Source organism: Ralstonia sp. SET104 (assembly GCF_003851545.1).
Classification (GTDB): Bacteria; Pseudomonadota; Gammaproteobacteria; order Burkholderiales; family Burkholderiaceae; genus Ralstonia.
In genome coordinates this window covers 230,109-248,224 of the sequence record NZ_BHVX01000007.1, presented here as the reverse complement: position 1 = coordinate 248,224, position 18,116 = coordinate 230,109, and the positions used below count along the sequence as shown (strand labels likewise).

Below are 18,116 nucleotides of genomic sequence, written 5' to 3'. Positions count from 1 at the left end.
CAGTGTGTGGCGCAGGCAGCCGGCGCGCAATTGAAGAATCAGGACGTGAGCCTTCTCCGAATCAGAAGGCTCAGGCCAGTTTCTCTGCGCTGGCCCGGGATACCAGATGGTCGATCAGCAAGCGGGCAGGCACCGGCAGCGCAGCGTAGCCCCGCGTGATGATGGACAGTGGGCGCTGTGCCCACGTCTCATCCAGCTCGACCATGCGCAGCGCGCTGTTGCGCAGATAGGGCTTGACGCTGGCCTTGGGCAGCAGGCCGATGCCGAGGCCCGCCGCCACCATGTTGCGCAGCCCCTCGAAGCTGGTCACCTGGATACGGATCTTGTGCTGCTTGCCGGCCTGCTCCGCGCTCTGCGCACAGAGCGTGGAGATCGACGCGCCCAGCGGCATGCTTACGTAGTCGTAGTCCAGGGTATCGGCAAAGCGCAGGTGGCGGGCCGCGCCGATCGGGTGGTCGTGCGGCACGATCAGCACGAGCCTATCAACGTGATAGGGCCGCACTTCCAGCCCTGGTGCCGCTCCCGGCTCGCTGCAGATGCCGATGTCGGCGGTGCCCGCTTCGACCGAGCGCAGGACCTGGCTGCTGCTTTTCTCCATCAGGTCGATCTTCACGTCGGGGTTGATCGACAGGAACGAGGACAAGTCGCCCGGCAGGTACTGGACCATGGTCGAAAAGTTGACGTGCATGCGCACGTGCCCGCGCACGCCCTGGGCGTACTCGCTCATTTCCGACGAGATTTCCTGCATCTGATCGATCAGGCGCTTGGCCCGGTAGTACAACGCCGAGCCCGCTGGAGTGGGTTCCACGCCGCGGCTGTGCCGATAGAGCAGGGCGGTGCCGGCGTCGCTTTCCAGCTCTGCAATGCGTCGGCTGATGGCCGAAGGCACGATGTGCTGCCGTTCAGAAGCCGCAGCCAGGCTGCCTTCCTCGATCACCGAGACCAATACCTGCAGCGATTCCAGATCGAAACGCATGGTCGTCCATCCCCCTTTTTGTTCAAGCCTTCTCCTTTGGAGATGGCTCGCTTGATTATTTAGCGTTTTTTGGTCTGGCGAGAAGTGTCCATGATGCATTCATCGAGTGCGGCAATGTTGTGCGCTGCACGATATGGAGTACAGAGGAGACAACATGGCACAGCCAGATCAACCATTGCCGCTGCAAGGCATCAAGGTGATCGAGTTGGGGTCGCTGATCGCAGGCCCCTATGCAGGCACGCTGCTGGCGCAATTCGGCGCCGAGGTCATCAAGATCGAGACCCCCGTTAATGGCGACCCGCTGCGTAAATGGCGCAAGCTGCACGACGGCACCTCGCTGTGGTGGTATTCGCAGAGCCGGAACAAGAAATCGGTCACGCTCAACCTCAAGTCAGAACGCGCCCAGCAGATCGTCCGGGATCTGGTGAAAGATGCTGATGTCGTGATCGAGAACTTTCGCCCCGGCCTGATGGAAAGCTGGGGGCTGGGCTGGGAGCAACTCTCGGCCATCAACCCGAAGCTGGTGATGGTGCGCATTTCCGGCTACGGGCAGAGCGGCCCGTACCGCGAGCGGCCCGGCTTTGCCGCGATTGCTGAATCGATGGGAGGGCTGCGCTACCTGTCTGGCTACGCCGACCGGCCGCCGGTGCGCGTGGGCGTGAGCCTGGGCGATTCGCTGGCCTCCTTGTACGGCGTGATTGGCGCGCTGCTGGCCATGCATCACGTCAAGGCCAATCGCGGCACCGGCCAGTTCATCGACGTGGCGCTGTACGAAGCGGTGTTCGGGATCATGGAAAGCCTGATCCCCGAATACACGATGTTCGAGCACGTACGCGAGCGCACCGGTTCAAGCCTGCCGGGCATTTCGCCCTCCAACACCTACCTGTGCGCCGATGGCAACTACGTGATCATCGCGGGCAACGGTGACGGCATCTTCAAGCGCCTGATGCACGCCATCGGCCTGCCGGAGTTTGCGGAGGACGCGCGCTTTGCCGACAACGCCAAGCGTGTGCAGCACAACGATCTGCTCGACGGGGTGATCAGCGAATGGACCGCGCGCCATCCGATCGACGCTGTGCTGCAGGTGCTGGATCAAGCCGATGTGCCGAGCGGCCGCATCTATACCGCCGCCGACATCGCACAGGATCCGCAATATGCGGCGCGCGGCATGATTGAGCGCCACACCTTGCCCGATGGCCAGCCCATCGACCTGCCGGGCATCGTGCCCAAGCTGTCCGCCACGCCGGGCAGCACGCGCTGGGTCGGCCCGGAACTGGGCCAGCACACTGACGAGGTGCTGCACGCGCTCGGACTCGATGCTGCCGCGCTCGACAGCCTGCGCGCCGACGGCGTGATCTGACAGCGGAATCTCACATGACACCTCAGACCTTGTTTGCAAAGCTGTGGCAACGCCACGCCGTGCGTGACACCGACGATGGCCACACGCTGCTCTACATTGACCTGCATCTGGTCAATGAAGTGACCAGCCCGCAGGCGTTCGAAGGATTGCGCATCAGCCGGTTGCACCCGTGGCGGCCCGCCTCGGTGCTGGCCACCGAAGACCATAACGTGCCGACCGCGAACCGCACCGCCGGCATTACCGATGACATCGCACGGCGCCAGGTCGAGGCACTGCGCAGCAACTGCGCGAGCTTCGGCATCACCGAATACCCGATGCAGGACGCCCGCCAGGGCATCCTGCACGTGATCGGGCCGGAGCAGGGGGCCACGCTGCCAGGCATGACCATCGTCTGCGGCGATTCGCATACCACCACCCACGGCGCGTTCGCCACGCTGGCATTCGGTATCGGGACGTCCGAAATCGAGCACGTGCTGGCCACGCAATGCCTGGTCGTCAAGAAGATGAAGACGATGCGCGTGCTGGTCGAGGGTGCGCTGCCGCCCGGCGTAACCTCCAAGGACGTTGCATTGGCGCTGATCGGCCGCATCGGCACGGCGGGCGCCACGGGCTACGCCATCGAATTTGCCGGCTCGGCGATCTCGGCCATGAGCATGGAAGCACGCATGACCCTGTGCAACATGGCCATCGAGGCCGGTGCGCGCTGCGGCATGGTCGCCGTGGATGGCAAGACCATCGACTACCTGCGCGGGCGCGCGCGGGCGCCGCAGGGCGCGCAATGGGACGCCGCGCAGGCGTACTGGCGCACACTGCGCAGCGACGAAGGGGCGCAGTTCGACCGCACCATCGCACTCGACGCTGCCACGATCCGCCCGCATGTCACCTGGGGAACCTCGCCCGAGATGGTGGTCACGATTGACGGCCGTGTGCCGGATCCAGCCGAAGAAAACGACCCCATCAAGCGGCAAGGCATCGCCAGGGCGCTCACCTACATGGGGCTCGAACCGGGTACGCCGCTGCGCGACATTGCACTCGACAAGATTTTTATCGGCTCGTGCACGAATGCACGCATCGAAGATCTGCGCGCTGCGGCGCGCGTGGTGGCCGGCAAGCACGTCGCGGCCAATATCGTGCAGGCGCTTGTGGTGCCGGGCTCCGGACTGGTCAAACGCCAGGCCGAGGCCGAAGGGCTCGACCGCATTTTTGTCGATGCCGGTTTTGAATGGCGCGACCCAGGCTGCTCGATGTGCCTGGGCATGAACGACGACCGCCTGCAGCCGGGCGAGCGCTGCGCATCGACATCCAATCGCAATTTTGAAGGGCGGCAGGGCGCTGGCGGGCGCACCCATCTGGTCAGCCCGCCAATGGCGGCTGCCGCAGCAATTGCGGGGCATTTCGTTGCCGTCAGCGAGCTCAACGCCGATGTTTTAGGGAGGAACACCCATGCTGGCTTTTGATTCGATTGACGGGCTGGTGATGCCGCTTGACCGCGCCAACGTTGACACCGACGCCATCCTGCCCAAGCAATACCTGAAGATGATCGGCAAGACCGGCTTTGGGCCTTACCTGTTCGATGCGTGGCGCTACCAGGACCGCGGCGAACCGGAGCAGGATTGCTCGACGCGGCCGCGCGTGCCCGATTTTCCGCTCAACCAGGCCCGTTACGCGGGCGCGCAGATTCTGCTGGCGCGCGAGAACTTCGGCTGCGGCTCCAGCCGCGAGCATGCGCCCTGGGCGCTGCGGGATTGGGGCATCCGCGCGCTCATTGCCCCGAGCTTTGCCGAGATCTTCCATGGCAATTGCTTCAAGAACGGGCTGCTGCCGATCGTGCTGGACACCGACGTCATCGATCGCCTGTTCGAGACCGTCGCACGCACGCCCGGCTACAAGCTGCAGGTTGACCTGGCCGGACAGTCCGTGACGTCGCCAGGCGGCAACGTGTACCACTTCGACATCGACCCGTTCCGAAAAGACTGCCTGCTGCGCGGGCTCGATGAAATCGGCCTGACGCTGCAGCACCGTAGCGCCATCGCCGCATTCGAGCAGGCGCGCCGCACTGCGGAACCCTGGCTATTCAACCCACCAGCATAAGCCGGCACAACACACAAAAAGCAGCCGCATATTCCTATCTTCCAAAGGAGACAACGATGGAAACCCAACAAGCGGTCGCTGCCAGCAAGCCCTGGCATGCAGACCTGACCCCCACGCACTGGCGCGTGCTGACCGGCAGCTTTCTTGGCTGGATTTTTGACGGCTACGAGGCGTTTGCGCTCGTCGTCGTGCTGTTCCCGATGCTGCATTCGCTGCTCACGCCGGCGCAACTGGCGACGCCGGCCCTCTACGCCGGTATCGTCATCGGCGTGACTTTGCTCGGCTGGGGGATCGGCGGCCTGGTGGGCGGCGTGATGGCCGACTATGTCGGGCGCAAGCGGATGATGCTGTGGTCGATCTTTCTGTACGCGCTGTTCTCGGGCCTGACCACGTTCTCGCAGACGTTTGTGCAGTTGTGCGCGCTGCGCTTCATCACCGGTCTGGCGATGGGCAGCGAATGGAGCACGGGCATCTCCCTGCTGGCCGAAACCTGGCCGGAAAAGGCCCGCGCCAAGGGCGCCGGTTTTCTGCAATCCGGTTTTGGCTGGGGCACACTGATTGCCGCGCTGATCTGGTTTGGGCTGTCAGCGTCGCACCCGATGGGCCAGGAAACCTGGCGCCTGATGTTCGCCCTCGGCGCGCTGCCCGCGTTCTTCGTGCTGTACATCCGCCGCGGTGTCGAAGAGTCGGAAAAGTGGAAGCAGGCCGTGCGTGAAAAGCGCTGGAGCGCCACCGGCGCGGCAGGCAAGGGCGGCAGCGACAAACGGCCCTTCACGCTGTCCCAGTTGTTCCGCGAGCCAGAAGCCCGCCGCCGTACGTTCGTCACGCTGCTGCTCTCGGTGGTCACCACCGTCGGCTGGTGGGCGATCTCGAGCTGGCTGCCGACCTTCACCATCGGACTCGCCAAGGAACAAGGTCTGGCCAACCCGGCCGACTGGGGCTCGAAGATCACGATTCTCTACACGGTTGGCGCCATTGTTGCCTACATGGCCGCCGGCTTCATCATCGACGCGATTGGCCGCCGCCGCTTCCTGTTCCTGACGTTTCTGGGCTCACTGGCGACGACCTACGTGACCTACGCGATGACGACCTCGGTTGAATCGATGTCCGTCGTCGCGCCAATCAACGGCTTCTTCACGCTCGGCTGTGCCTATGTGTGGATGGCGATCTATCCGGCAGAGCTGTTCAGCTCGACCGTGCGCTCGACCGCGTGCAGTTTTGTCTTCAATGCTGCGCGCCTGATCGCCTGGGTGTTTCCGATCATCGCCGGCTCGTTGATCCACTCGTTCGGTGGCGTCGCCAACGCGGCACTGGCGCTCGGCTCTGTCTATGTCCTCGGGCTTGTATTGCCTTGGTTTCTGCCCGAAACCCAGGGGGAAGGTCTGCCACAGTAAGCGCCGCATCCCCACGGCGCTTTTGGCTGCGCGGCGATAGCGCCGCGCATTTTTTTTGAGAAGAGGAGGGGATCGAGGCTGCCGCCGGCACGCCCTGAAGATCAGGGATGTGCCGGAGTGCCTGGCGACGCAGCCATGGCTCGACACGCTGTTTGTGCCGTCAAGCGCTGCGGCCGCGCACTGGCGTCATTCGTCCATCAATCGAACCCTGACTTTCTTGCCTTTCACCTTGCCCGCGTTGAGCTTGCGCAGTGCGTCGCGAGCGATGCCGCGCTCGACCGCGAGATAGGTCGAGAATTCGGTCACGTTGATCTTGCCGATCTGGTCGCCGCGAAAACCCGCGTCGCCGGTCAGTGCACCGAGCACATCGCCGGGGCGGATCTTGTCCTTGCGTCCGCCGAGGATCTGCAACGTCTCCATCGGTGGCAGCAACGGCGTGTCGTTGGTGGTGTCGAGTTCGTCCAGCCGATGCCATTCGACCTCGCGCCCGAGCGCCTCCTCGATGTTGCCGACACGCCCCATCTCATCCATGCTCGCGAGGCTCAGCGCCCAGCCGTCCTGATCGGCACGGCCCGTACGGCCGATCCGATGCACGTGCACTTCGGGATCGGGCGTCACGTCGACATTGATCACCGCTTCAAGCTGAGCGATGTCGAGCCCGCGCGCGGCGACGTCGGTCGCAACGAGCACCGAGCAGCTCCGATTCGCGAACTGAATCAGCACCTGATCGCGCTCACGCTGTTCAAGCTCGCCATGCAGCGCGAGCGCATGGAAGCCCTGCGCACGCAGCACGTCGAGCAGGTCGCGGCATTGCTGCTTTGTGTTGCAGAACGCCAGCGTGCTGACTGGCCGGTAGTGCTTGAGCAGCAGCCCGACTGCATGCAGCCGCTTGTCGTCGGTTACCTCATAAAAGCGTTGGCGAATCTTGCTGTCGTCGTGGCGCTCTTCGAGCTTCACTTCCTTTGGATTTCGCAGTATCTGGCGGCTCAGCTTGGCGATTTCATCCGGGTAGGTTGCCGAGAACAACAGCGTTTGCCGTTCGGGCGGGCACTGGCGCACGACCTTCGCGATGTCGTCGAAGAAGCCCATGTCGAGCATCCGGTCCGCTTCGTCGAGCACGAGGGTCTTCAGCGCGCCGAGCGCAAGATTGCCGCGTTCGAGATGGTCCATGATGCGCCCTGGCGTGCCGACGACGATATGCGCACCGTGCACAAGGCTCGCTGTCTGCGGACGCATCGGCGTGCCGCCGCAGAGCGTCAGCACCTTCACGTTTTCCTCGGCGCGCGCGAGACGGCGGATTTCCTGCGTGACCTGATCGGCAAGCTCGCGCGTCGGGCAGAGCACCATCGCTTGCACGTCGAAGCTGCGTGCGTCGAGCCGCGCAAGCAGGGCAAGCGCAAACGCTGCGGTTTTGCCGCTACCGGTTTTCGCCTGAGCGATCAGATCGTGGCCCGCAAGCGCGATTGGCAGGCTCGCGGCCTGGATCGGCGTCATGTTGGTGTAACCGAGCTGCGCAAGATTCGCGAGCACGGCGGGGGCGAGCGCAAGGGTGCTGAAGGGGGTGGCGGTCGGTTCGATGGTCATGTCGTTGCGCTGGGTCAATTGAGCGGCCGGCCTTCGAGTTGTTTGTAGACGACTTTGCCGTCGCCGGCCTCAAAGCGCTTGACGTAGTTTCGTGCGCCGCATAGCGGGCAGCGGAACAGCGGCCCTTGGCCTTCATCCTTGATGACGACGTCGGGCAGGCTCCACTGCGTGCCGCAGCTCTGGTTTTTGCAAGTGAACACGGTTTTCTCCGGAAATGCCTATTTGCGCATACAAGCTAGCTGCCGGGAACAGAATTCTGAAAAAACGAGAACAGATTCCCGAAAATGAACGTGCGGGCTGGGCTCAGTGGGTGTGCTGGCGCATCTTTTATTTAACATAATGCAAATTATGCGGAAGAATGATGTTGGCCGTTTTTCTAATGTCGCATCTAGGCCAACCCAGGCACGCTGCCGGTTTGATGCTCAACCGTGGCGATACCGCTGCGCAGCGTGCCGAATCTCCTTGCAGAATTCAGCACAGGCGTGCGTCATCAGATCGGCTGACCGATAGACCATGTAGACGCTGAAATCCGGTAGTTCATCTTCCACCGGCAGAATTTCCAGCGCGCCCGGAATCGTGCGCAGCGGCCCCAGCGTGTTGGCGAAGACGAAATTCGACCACATGCTCACCAGGTCCGTCTTCGTGGCCAACTGCAAGCCAAGCAGGTTGGACCCGCTTTGTACGATACGGCGTGGGATTTCCAGCCGGTGCAGGCGCATCAGGCTGGCCATTGGGCTGCCTGGGTCATCGAGCGGGTCCAGCACCAGCCAGTCGGCATCCAGCAGTGCGCGCAGCTTGCGCGTTTTTCTCAGCGGATGACCGGGGCGCACTGCCAGGCGCATCGGCACGGAGAACAACGGCTCCCACTGAAAGCTGCTCGTGCCGGGCCCGCTGTTGGTGGAGATCAGCCCCAGATCGATGCGGCCTTCGCGCAGGCCTTCCAGAATCTGCGTCGAACGCTGCTCGAAACCGCGCAACGCCACGTTGGGAAAACCCGTGCGGAATGCTGCCATGGCATCGGGCAATGGCCCGCTGGAGGCCACGGCGGTAAAGCCGATGTTGAGTTCCGCTTCTGCATGCCCGCGGATGGATTCGATGTCTTCCAGCGCGTGACGCAATTCCTGCTCGACCACGCTGGCCCGTTTGACAAGCGCCATCCCATACGCCGTCAGGCTCACGCCGCGCACCGAGCGCGACAGCAGCGTCACGCCAAGCTCCCGCTCCAGTTCGGCAATGGCCTTGGATAACGCCGGCTGCGAGATATGCAGCCCGCGCGAAGCCTCATGAATGCTGCCGTGCTGTGCCACGGCCAGCAGGATGCGCAACTGGTGCAGCTTCACCTGGCTTCTCCTTTCTTCATTGCACACCGTTTTGTGTGCGTGCCAGCTCACGCTCTCACGGGCTTTCCCTGATAGCGGATACATGCCGGTTATGGCGGTGATTCTATTTGGTTATTGGGATGAATATTTGCGATTTTTTCCGCGCGCGTGTTCCCGGAATACTTCATCGCCAAGGACTCATAGAAGCCCTTCCCCAACATCGTGGACGGAGACCCCCCATGAACGACACCACCCTGCCGGCGACGGCCCTGCCCGGCTCGGCCGTTGCTGCTCCCAAGCCAGCCAGCCAAGCGCGATTGATTGCCGCGTGCTCTATCGGCAATGCGCTGGAGATGTACGACTTCACGGTCTACAGCTTCTTTGCCTTGATGATCGGCAAGCTGTTCTTTCCGTCTGACAGCGCATATGGCTCGCTGTTGCTGGCGGTGGCGACGTTTGGTATCGGCTTTGTGATGCGCCCGCTGGGTGGCTTTGTCATCGGCAACTACGCTGATCGCCGCGGACGCAAGGCCGCGATGACGCTGACGATCGGCCTGATGGTGATCGGCACGCTGTGCCTGGCTGTCGCGCCCACCTACGCGTCCGCGGGTCTGTTCGGCCCGCTGGTCATTCTGGCGGGGCGGCTGCTGCAGGGTTTCTCGCTGGGCGGCGAGATTGGGGCGTCGACTGCCATGCTGATGGAGTCCGGTGGAATCAAGGGGCGCGGTTTTCGCGTGAGCTGGCAACTGGGCAGTCAGGGCATCGCGGCCCTGTGCGGCGCGCTCACGGCGGCCATCCTGTACGGCAGTCTGTCGCCAGAAGCGCTGCAGAGCTGGGGCTGGCGCGTGCCGTTCTTCCTGGGGCTGCTGATCGCGCCGGTGGGCCTCTACATCCGCTCGCATCTGGACGAAACCCACACCGCACAAACGCATGCGCCGAGCCCGCTTGGCACGCTGTTCCGCGAATACGGCGGGCTGGTCGTCAAGGGCGTGCTCACCATCATCGGCGGCACGGTGGGCACGTATCTGGTGATCTATTTCATGCCAACGTACATGATCCGCGAGCTGCATCTGCCGGCGTCGCTGTCGCTGCTCGCGGGCTGTGTGACGGGGCTGACGAGCTTTGGCGCGTCGCTGCTGTCGGGTTGGCTGGCCGATCGCCTGCCGCGCCGCAAGCCGCTGGTGGTGGGCGCGACGCTGCTGACCGTGGTGCTGCTCTATCCGGCCTTCTGGCTGATGACGCATTACCCGAGCGTGCCGCTGGTGCTGGCGCTGTCGGCGCTGCTCACCGGCACGCTGTACCTGGGCACTACGCCCATGCTGCTCATGATGATGGAGCTGCTGCCGATCAAGGTGCGCGCCAGCGGCCTGTCGGTCATCTACGCGATCGGCGTCACGGTGTTTGGCGGTTCGTGCCAGTTTGTTGTGACGTGGCTGCTGGCCCGCACGGGCAATCCGCTCTCCCCTGCCTTTTACATGATGGCCTGCAGCGCCATCACGCTGCTGACCGTGCTGAGCCTGCGCGAAGCGCGCGAAACCCACTGACTCCCAATTTGTCTGCAGGAACCCCGACATGACCAAAGCGCCGACGCTCACGCCCTTCCAATTGCTGCCGCATCTGCTGCCGCCCGTCCACATCGACACAGAAACGTTCGTCAATATCCGCCGCCAGATTCACGCGCAACCCGAACTCGGTTTCGAGGTGGGCGCCACGAGCACACTGGTTGCGGATCTGCTCAAAAGCTGGGGCTATGAAGTCCATACCGGCATCGGCCAAAGCGGTGTGGTCGGTCAGTTGAAGTTGGGCAACGGCACGCGCCGGCTCGGCATTCGCGCAGACATGGACGCGCTGCCCATCGTTGAGGCGACCGGCCTGCCTTACGCCAGCCGCAACCACGGCAAGATGCACGCGTGCGGGCACGATGGGCACACCGCCATTCTGCTGGCCGCCGCCAAGGCCCTGGCTGAAAGCCGCAACTTTGACGGCACGCTCAACCTCATCTTCCAGCCTGATGAGGAAAACCTCTGCGGCGCGCGCGCCATGATCGAAGACGGGCTGTTCGAGCGTTTTCCCTGCGATGCGGTCTATGCCCTGCACAACATGCCGGGCGTGCCGGCCGGCAGCTTCCGTGTGCTGGCGGGGCCGGTCAGCCTGTCTTCCGACGTGGCTGACGTCACCATCAAGGGCATGGGCGGACACGGCGCCATGCCGCACCGCGCGCGCGACCCGATTGCTGCGTCCGCCGCCATCATCACAGCGTTGCAGACTGTGGTGGCACGCAACGTTGCGCCCGATGACACGGCGGTGGTGTCGGTCGGTTTCATCCGTGGTGGCGCCACGCACAACGTGATTCCCGAGTCGGTGACGATTGGCCTGAATGTGCGTGCGGCGCGCCCGGAAACGCGCGCGCTGGTAGAGATGCGCATTCGCGAGATCGTTGGCCTGACTGCGCAGGCCCACGGCGTTGAGGCGCAGATCGACTACCGTCAATTGACGCCGCCCATGGTCAATGCCGAGGCCGAGACGCAGTTGGCCCAGCGGGTCTGCACTGAACTGGTGGGCGCAGACAACGTCGTTACGCAGGCGCCCAAGGGGCTTAACGGCAGCGAAGACTTCGCCTGGATGCTCAACGAAGTGCCGGGTTGCTACCTGATCCTTGGTAATGGCGAAGGCGAGTTCGGCGGGTGCATGGTCCACAACCCAGGCTACGACTTCAATGATCAGGTGCTGCCGTTGGGCGCCGCTGCCTGGGTGCGTCTGGCGCAGACGTACCTGAGCGCTTGAAGTGAACTTCGGGTCAGGGCATGCAAACGAACCTTAGCCCCGCCGCAACAGCTGCGATTGCCAACGAAGAGATCGTGCAATGGAGCGCGATTGAGCTATCCCGGCGCATCCACGCGCGCGATGTGTCGTGCGTGGAGGTCATGGAAGCGTTTCTCGCGCAGATCGACCGCCATAACCCTGCGGTGAACGCCGTCGTGGCGCGCATCGATGCGGAATCGGCCATCGACCAGGCGCGCGAGCGCGATGTGTTGCTGTCGCGAGGCTTGTCCGGCGGCTGGATGCATGGCTTTCCGCAAGCGCCCAAAGACCTGGCCGCCGCCGCTGGCATGGTGACGGCGATGGGCAGCATCGCGCTGGCGCGCAACGTGCCCACATACGACAGCATCGTCGTCGAGCGTATCCGCCGCCAGGGCGCGGTGCTGATCGGCAAGACCAACACGCCGGAGTTCGGCCTGGGTTCGCACACCTACAACCGCGTGTACGGCATCACACGCAACGCCTGGAACCCCGAGCGCTCGGCCGGCGGCAGCAGCGGTGGCACGGCCGCTGCGCTGGCGCTGAACATGCTGCCCGTGGCCGACGGCAGCGACATGATGGGCTCGCTACGCAACCCGGCGGCCTGGAACAACATCTACGGCCTGCGCCCAAGCCTCGGCCGCGTGCCCTACGGCCCCACCGGTGACGTGTTCTTCCAGCAACTGGGCACCGAAGGCCCGATGGCGCGCAACCCGCAAGACCTCGCCTGGTTGCTCGCCACGCAGGCCGGTTACGACCCGCGTGCGCCCCTTTCATTGAGTGACGATCCGTCGTGCTTCGCGCAGCCGCTGCATCGTGATTTCCGGCAAGCGCGCATCGGTTGGCTGGGCGATTTTGGCGGCTATCTTGCCGTCGATCCCGAAGTGCTTGCCATTAACGAGCAAGCGCTCGACACCTTCGAAACGCTGGGCTGCCATATCGAGGCCGTACAGCCCTTCTTCGCAATGGACGCGCTGTGGGAATGCTGGTGCACGCTGCGGGCGCTTAGCGTGTCCGGCAACCTCGGGCTGCTGCACGCCAACGCCGCCACGCGCGCGTTGCTCAAGCCTGAAGCTATCTGGGAAATCGAGCACGGCCGCAGCCGCACCGCCATTGATATCAACCGCGCCATCGCCACGCGCGCGAGCTGGTACCAGGCGCTGCTGGGGCAGTTCAGGCACTACGATTTCCTCGTCCTGCCCTGCACGCAGATTGCCCCCTTCCCGGCTGAAGAACACTGGCCCAAAACCGTTGCCGGCCGCGCTATGGATACGTATCACCGCTGGATGGAAGTCGTGATCGGCGCAACGCTGGCGGGCGTACCGGCCGCCAGCCTGCCATCGGGTTTTACCGCCAATGACCTGCCGCTGGGCTTGCAGGTGATGGCCGCGCCCCGCTCCGAATTTGCGCTGTTGCAGCTTGCGGCTGCGTGGCACGAAGCTTTTGCGCCAGCACGCAGCCTATCGCCGCTACTGGGCTGATCTACTCGGCGGCTTGCAGGTCCGCAATCACGGCAGCCAGAAACCGTGCCGCTTCACCCCCCGTTGCGACACGGTGGTCAAACGTCAGGCTCAACGGCAACACGCGGTGGATAGCCGGTACGCCGTTGGCCGCAACCACCTGTTCGTGGATGCGGCCCGCGCCCAGGATCGCCACCGTGGGCGGCACGACAATCGGCGCGGCATATTTGCCCGCGATCATGCCGAAGTTCGACAGTGTGATCGTGTTGCCGCGCAACTCTTCGGGCGGAATCCTGCGCGCCTTGATGTCAGCGCGCATGCGTTCCAGGCCAGCGCGCAAATCGGCGGCATCCCGGTGCGCGACGTTGCGCAGCACGGGCACGAACAGGCCATCCGGCAAATCGACGGCGATGCCCAGGTCGATCTTCTCCACCACGTGACGGCGGCCAGCGTTGCCGTCGAACCAGGCGTTGAGCCCAGGCTCTGCGCGGCAGCCCGCGACGAGTGCGCGGATCAGCCGGATGGTGACATCCGTGCCGGGAGCCCATGCATGAATATCAGCGTCGTCGATGACGGTGGCGGCAGCCACTTCGCTCTGGGCGCGCGCCATGTTCTGCGCCATGGCCCGGCGCACGCCACGCAGCACCTCGGGCGGGCCCAGTTCGGCAAAGGTCTTGGCGGCGCGTTCGACATCGGCCGCAGTGATCACGCCGTCCGGCCCCGATGGCGTGACCATCGATAAATCCACATCGAGCTTGCGAGCCAACGCTCGAACCGCCGGCATGGCTTTGATGCTGCCCGGCGCCGCCGCACCACCCACTGCGGCCGGCGCCTCTCGCACAACGTGCTGACCTGCCGGCATCTGACCGACCACGGTGCCAGCATCGGCGTCTTCTGCCCCCGCACCCTCGAATGCCGCCAGCGGCGCGCCAATGTGCACGACGTCGCCCGGCTGGCCGAACAGCTTGGCGATACGCCCTGATTGTGGCGATGGAATCTCGACAATCGCCTTGGCGGTTTCAACGGAGACCAGCGGTTGATCGGCGGCGATCGTGTCACCGGCCTGCACGTGCCATTGCACGATCTCCGCTTCCTGCAACCCTTCGCCGAGGTCCGGCAGTTTAAAGACGATCATCGCTCAACTGCCCTCCATCGTTTTTCTGACCGCTGCAACGATGCGCTCCACGCTCGGCAGGGTGTGATGCTCCAGCCGGGGCAGCGGCATGACCACGTCATAGCCGGTCACGCGCTGCACCGGAGCCAACAGTGAGTACAGCCCGTGCTCGGCAACGTTGGCGGCGATCTCTGCGCCAAAGCCCGAGGTGCGCGCGGCCTCGTGCACGATCACGCAGCGGCCGGTCTTGGCCACCGACGCCAGGATCGACTCCATATCAAGCGGCTTGAGCGTGGCCACGTCGATCACCTCGGCGGCGATGCCGTCTTCCGCAAGGCGATCCGCAGCGGCGAGCGTTTCCTGCAACGCGCCGCCCCAGCTCACCAGCGTGACATCGGTGCCGTCGCGCAGCAGAAAGCAGGTGTCCAGCGGCAGTGCCTGACCGTCGTCTTCCACCGGCTGGCGAAATACGCGATAGAGCTTGGTCGGCTCAAAGAACATCACCGGATCGGGGTCGCGGATGGCCGCCAGCAGCAGCCCATACGCCCGGGCCGGCGACGACGGCACCACCACACGCAACCCCGGGATATGCGTGAACAGTGCTTCGGGGCTTTCCGAGTGATGCTCCGGCGCGTGGATGCCGCCACCGCTGGGCGAGCGGATCACCAGCGGACACGACAGCCGTCCGCGTGTGCGGTTTCGCAGTCGTGCGGCATGGTTGAGCACGTGGTCGAGGGCCGGGTAAATGAAGCCGCTGAACTGGATTTCGACCACCGGCTTGAGCCCCATGGCCGCCATGCCGATGGCGGTACCAGCCAATGCGGATTCTGCCAACGGGCTGTCGATCACGCGCTGCGGGCCGAAGCGTGTCTGCAGGCCTACCGTGGCGCGAAACACACCACCGTTCACGCCAATGTCTTCGCCCATCAGCACCACGGACGGGTCGTGCTCCAGCGCGTAGGCCAGCGCCATGTTGACGGCTTCAACGAGGTTGACGTCAGCCATGGCTCGCCCCGTTTGATGCAAACGCGAGCGCCATCGCACGCTGCCATTCAAGCGCGCTCGGCAGCGTCGCATACAGATGATCGAACATCGCCGATGGCTCGGGATGCTCAACGGCCTGATACGCGGCCACCGCCTCTTCCACCTGGGCGTAGCACGCGCGGCCAAGCTGATCCTCCTGCGCCTTGTCCCAGGCGTTGATGCTGGTCAGGTAGTTGCGCAACCGCAGGACAGGCTCGGCCTGCCAGGCCTGTTTGACGATGTCGGAATCGCGGTAACGCGTGGCGTCGTCGGCGGTGGTGTGGTCGCCCAGGCGGTACGTGACGGCTTCAATGAGCGTGGGGCCGCCCCCTGCTCTTGCACGGTCGATGGCGTCCTGCGCGGCTTGATGCACGGCAATCACATCGTTGCCGTCAACCTGCAGGCCGGCGATGCCTGCGGCGATGGCTTTTTGCGCCAGCGTCTGGGCGGCAGTCTGGCGGCTGCGCGGCACCGAGATCGCCCACTGGTTGTTGTTGATGACAATGACCAACGGCGCCTGCCATACGCCCGCGAAGTTCATGCCTTCATAAAAGTCACCGCGCGATGTGCCGCCGTCGCCCAGGATGCAGGCGGCCACACGGGCTTGACCGCGCAACCGGAACGCATAGGCCGCGCCCGCCGCATGGCAGACCTGGGTGCCGATCGGCACGCAGTTGGGAAAGTCTTCAGGAACCGCGCTGAACTGGCTGCCGCGCTCGTCGCCGCCCCAGTACAGCAGGCTTTCGGCCATGGTCACGCCGCGCAGCAATTGCGCAGCGTGATCGCGGTAGGACGGGAACAGCACGTCTTCGGGGCGCATGGCGCTGGCCAGCCCCACGCCGATGGCTTCTTGCCCGACGGACGATGCGAATGTGCCAAGCTTGCCCGTGCGCTGCAGCGCAACCGCCTTGGCGTCAAACGCGCGTGTGAGCACCATGGCGCGGTACAGCGCAATGAGCGCCTGCGCATCCTGCGCAAATGCCGGCAACGACTGAACCGGCTTGCCCTCGCGGTCCAGATATTGCAGGAAATCGATCTGAAAGCTGCCGACTGTGGTCATGGCTGCAGCCCCCTCATCTTCTTGTGGAAGCAGGACGTCCGCCGCGGGTGATGCCCGCGTGTTTCCACACTAGACGCTGTTCGCGCGAAAACAAGCCCAGCCTTTCGGCTGAGTTAAACGCAGCGCCTCAGTTTTTGCGATGCAACGCGTTGGGTGCGGTGGCCGCGTCGCAGCACGCGCGCAGCCAGTTCCACACGGATCGCACGGCGGCATCTTCCAGCCGTGTGGCAGGCGCCATCGCCCAGAATGCGTATCGCTGGATGACCGGCCCATCGAACGGCTGGACGAGTGCGCCAGCCTCCAGCGCATCGCGCACCAGCGGCAGATTCGCCAGGATCACGCCCTGCCCCGCCATGGCTGCCGACATGGCATGCCCGTCGTCGGACAGTACGATGCCCGCATCAGTCTGGAGCGTGTGTTCGATACCAGCGGCGCGTGCCCACATCGGCCAGCCGATCGGCTGCGGCAGCGTGCGCTGCCATTCGGAGTGGATGAGCGGCACGCGCGCGAGATCGTCGTGCGACCGGACGCTCAGGCCCGGATGACAGACCGGCGCATACGCGTCGCCAAAAAGGTGTTCGGCAACGAGGCCCGGCTGGGCGGCGGGCGTTTCGCCATAGCGCACGGCGAGGTCTGCGCTGCCGCCGTGCAGATCCACCACGGTGTCGGATGCATGAATGCGCAGATCCACTTCGGGATGCCGCGTAGCGTACTCACCGAGCCTTGGGACCAACCAGCGCGCAGCCAACCCCATCGGCGCCGTGAGCGTGACGCGCTGGCGTATTGGCGCTGCCTCGGGCGCGCAGATGGCATGAATGGCCTGCGCGAACGCGTCAAAGCCGGTATTGAGCACGGGGTACAGCCGCTCTCCGGCTTCGGTCAACCGCAGTGCGCGCACCTGCCGCTCGAACAGCGCCACGCCCAGGGCGTCTTCCAGGCGGCGAATCTGATGGCTGACGGCCGTGGGCGTGACCGACAGTTCATCGGCGGCGCGGCGCATGCTCAGGTGCCGTGCGGTGGCTTCAAACGCCCGCAGTGCACTCAGGGGTGGCAGTTTTCGCATGCGTGGATTGTGTCATGGGGGCTTTCTCCCCACGGCGGGCATGGATGAATCCATGTCATCCATGGCGCGAAAAACTTGTCGTTTGTCGCAGTGCAGCGCGCCTCGTAGAGTGGCCACACCTCCACTCACAACCACGGGTTCGACATGACCACACCGACTCGCCTGCTGCATCTGGACGCAAGCGCCCGCCCCGGCTGCTCCGATACCGAGCGCCACGGCTCGCACACGCGCCGGCTTTCTGCGCGCTTTGTGCAGCGCTGGCTTGAACATGAGCCGGATGCGCAGGTCGTCTATCGCGACGTCGGCGCGGCACCGCCTTCCCCCGTCGATGGCGGCTGGGTGCATGCTGCGTTCACCCCGCCCGCGCAACGTGAACCGTGGATGCACGACCGGCTTGCGCAAAGCGATGCGTTGATCGACGAATTGCTGGCCGCCGACGTGATCGTGGCCGGTGTGCCGATGTACAACTTCGGCATGCCCGCGCAGTTCAAGGCGTACATCGACAACATCGTGCGCGTGGGCCGCACGTTCGGCTTTGACCGCAGCCGTACCGGCGAACCCTATTGGCCGCTGCTGGCCGGCATGCACAAGCGCCTCGTCATCCTTAGCTCGCGCGGTGATTTCGGTTACGGCCCGGGCCAGCGCATTGCCCACCTGAACCACGTGGAAGGTGGCGTTGCAACGGCGTTCGGCTATATCGGCGTCACCGATGTGGCGTCGGTGGCCATCGAGTACGACGAGTTTGCAGATGACCGGCTGCGCGGGTCGATTGCGTTGGCTGAAAGCGATGTCGATGTGCTGGTCGACCGCATGAGCGCCGGCGCCGCCGCAGAAGTGGTCTGATGGATGCGGCCTGATGGACGCGACCAGATG

16 protein-coding genes are annotated in these 18,116 nt (G+C 64.5%); 8 read left to right on the top strand and 8 right to left on the bottom strand.

Annotation, left to right across the window (positions count from 1 at the left end; genetic code table 11):
* Positions 1-70: 70 nt before the first annotated feature.
* The gene (locus PSUB009319_RS11715; protein ID WP_124382397.1) at positions 71-976 is read right to left on the bottom strand and encodes a LysR family transcriptional regulator; all 906 of its coding nucleotides are present in this window, start codon (positions 974-976) and stop codon (positions 71-73) included.
* A 154-nt stretch (positions 977-1,130) separates the two neighbouring features.
* On the opposite strand from PSUB009319_RS11715, the gene PSUB009319_RS11710 reads away from it, so the two are divergent.
* From PSUB009319_RS11710 to PSUB009319_RS11695, 4 genes are read left to right on the top strand one after another with little or no spacing between them, the layout of a single operon-like run.
* Positions 1,131-2,336, top strand: coding sequence for a CaiB/BaiF CoA-transferase family protein (locus PSUB009319_RS11710; RefSeq protein WP_124382396.1), 1,206 nt, complete (start codon positions 1,131-1,133; stop codon positions 2,334-2,336).
* A gap of 14 nt (positions 2,337-2,350) precedes the next feature.
* Positions 2,351-3,793: a 3-isopropylmalate dehydratase large subunit gene (leuC, locus tag PSUB009319_RS11705; RefSeq protein ID WP_124382395.1), complete on the top strand. Its 1,443-nt coding sequence runs from the start codon at positions 2,351-2,353 to the stop codon at positions 3,791-3,793.
* Complete coding sequence (gene leuD, locus PSUB009319_RS11700; protein WP_124382394.1) at positions 3,780-4,427, top strand: 3-isopropylmalate dehydratase small subunit; 648 nt, start codon at positions 3,780-3,782, stop codon at positions 4,425-4,427. The genes leuC and leuD overlap by 14 nt, the downstream gene beginning before the upstream one ends.
* Positions 4,428-4,483: 56 nt before the next feature.
* Positions 4,484-5,821 (top strand): MFS transporter, encoded by a 1,338-nt coding sequence (locus tag PSUB009319_RS11695; RefSeq protein WP_124382393.1) that lies wholly within the window; start codon positions 4,484-4,486, stop codon positions 5,819-5,821.
* 186 nt (positions 5,822-6,007) lie between these two features.
* Here the strand turns inward: PSUB009319_RS11695 and dbpA are convergent, their stop codons facing one another.
* From dbpA to PSUB009319_RS11680, 3 genes are all read right to left on the bottom strand, one after another.
* The gene (gene dbpA / locus PSUB009319_RS11690) at positions 6,008-7,405 is read right to left on the bottom strand and encodes an ATP-dependent RNA helicase DbpA (protein WP_124382392.1); all 1,398 of its coding nucleotides are present in this window, start codon (positions 7,403-7,405) and stop codon (positions 6,008-6,010) included.
* A 14-nt stretch (positions 7,406-7,419) separates the two neighbouring features.
* Positions 7,420-7,605: a hypothetical protein gene (locus PSUB009319_RS11685; RefSeq protein WP_124382391.1), complete on the bottom strand. Its 186-nt coding sequence runs from the start codon at positions 7,603-7,605 to the stop codon at positions 7,420-7,422.
* A 222-nt stretch (positions 7,606-7,827) separates the two neighbouring features.
* Positions 7,828-8,745, bottom strand: a complete 918-nt coding sequence (locus PSUB009319_RS11680) for a LysR family transcriptional regulator (RefSeq protein ID WP_124382390.1) — start codon at positions 8,743-8,745, stop codon at positions 7,828-7,830.
* 218 nt (positions 8,746-8,963) lie between these two features.
* On the opposite strand from PSUB009319_RS11680, the gene PSUB009319_RS11675 reads away from it, so the two are divergent.
* From PSUB009319_RS11675 to PSUB009319_RS11665, 3 genes are read left to right on the top strand one after another with little or no spacing between them, the layout of a single operon-like run.
* Positions 8,964-10,268 (top strand): MFS transporter, encoded by a 1,305-nt coding sequence (locus tag PSUB009319_RS11675; RefSeq protein ID WP_124382389.1) that lies wholly within the window; start codon positions 8,964-8,966, stop codon positions 10,266-10,268.
* A gap of 28 nt (positions 10,269-10,296) precedes the next feature.
* Positions 10,297-11,508, top strand: coding sequence for a M20 aminoacylase family protein (locus PSUB009319_RS11670; protein WP_124382388.1), 1,212 nt, complete (start codon positions 10,297-10,299; stop codon positions 11,506-11,508).
* Positions 11,509-11,528: 20 nt separating this feature from the next.
* Positions 11,529-13,004 carry an amidase gene (locus PSUB009319_RS11665; RefSeq protein WP_124382387.1) on the top strand — a complete coding sequence of 492 codons (1,476 nt, stop codon included), beginning with the start codon at positions 11,529-11,531 and terminating at the stop codon, positions 13,002-13,004.
* Position 13,005: 1 nt separating this feature from the next.
* Here the strand turns inward: PSUB009319_RS11665 and PSUB009319_RS11660 are convergent, their stop codons facing one another.
* The 4 genes from PSUB009319_RS11660 to PSUB009319_RS11645 all read right to left on the bottom strand — a co-directional run bounded on the left by PSUB009319_RS11660 (position 13,006) and on the right by PSUB009319_RS11645 (position 17,243).
* Positions 13,006-14,118, bottom strand: coding sequence for a dihydrolipoamide acetyltransferase family protein (locus PSUB009319_RS11660; protein ID WP_124382386.1), 1,113 nt, complete (start codon positions 14,116-14,118; stop codon positions 13,006-13,008).
* Positions 14,119-14,121: 3 nt separating this feature from the next.
* On the bottom strand, positions 14,122-15,102 hold the full coding sequence (locus PSUB009319_RS11655; RefSeq protein WP_124382385.1) for an alpha-ketoacid dehydrogenase subunit beta: 981 nt from the start codon (positions 15,100-15,102) through the stop codon (positions 14,122-14,124).
* Positions 15,095-16,180, bottom strand: coding sequence for a pyruvate dehydrogenase (acetyl-transferring) E1 component subunit alpha (gene pdhA / locus PSUB009319_RS11650; protein WP_124382384.1), 1,086 nt, complete (start codon positions 16,178-16,180; stop codon positions 15,095-15,097). Before pdhA ends, PSUB009319_RS11655 begins: the two co-directional genes overlap by 8 nt.
* 127 nt (positions 16,181-16,307) lie before the next feature.
* Positions 16,308-17,243 (bottom strand): LysR substrate-binding domain-containing protein, encoded by a 936-nt coding sequence (locus PSUB009319_RS11645; protein ID WP_124382383.1) that lies wholly within the window; start codon positions 17,241-17,243, stop codon positions 16,308-16,310.
* A gap of 144 nt (positions 17,244-17,387) precedes the next feature.
* On the opposite strand from PSUB009319_RS11645, the gene PSUB009319_RS11640 reads away from it, so the two are divergent.
* Positions 17,388-18,086, top strand: a complete 699-nt coding sequence (locus PSUB009319_RS11640; RefSeq protein WP_124382382.1) for an FMN-dependent NADH-azoreductase — start codon at positions 17,388-17,390, stop codon at positions 18,084-18,086.
* The last annotated feature ends 30 nt before the right edge of the window (positions 18,087-18,116 follow it).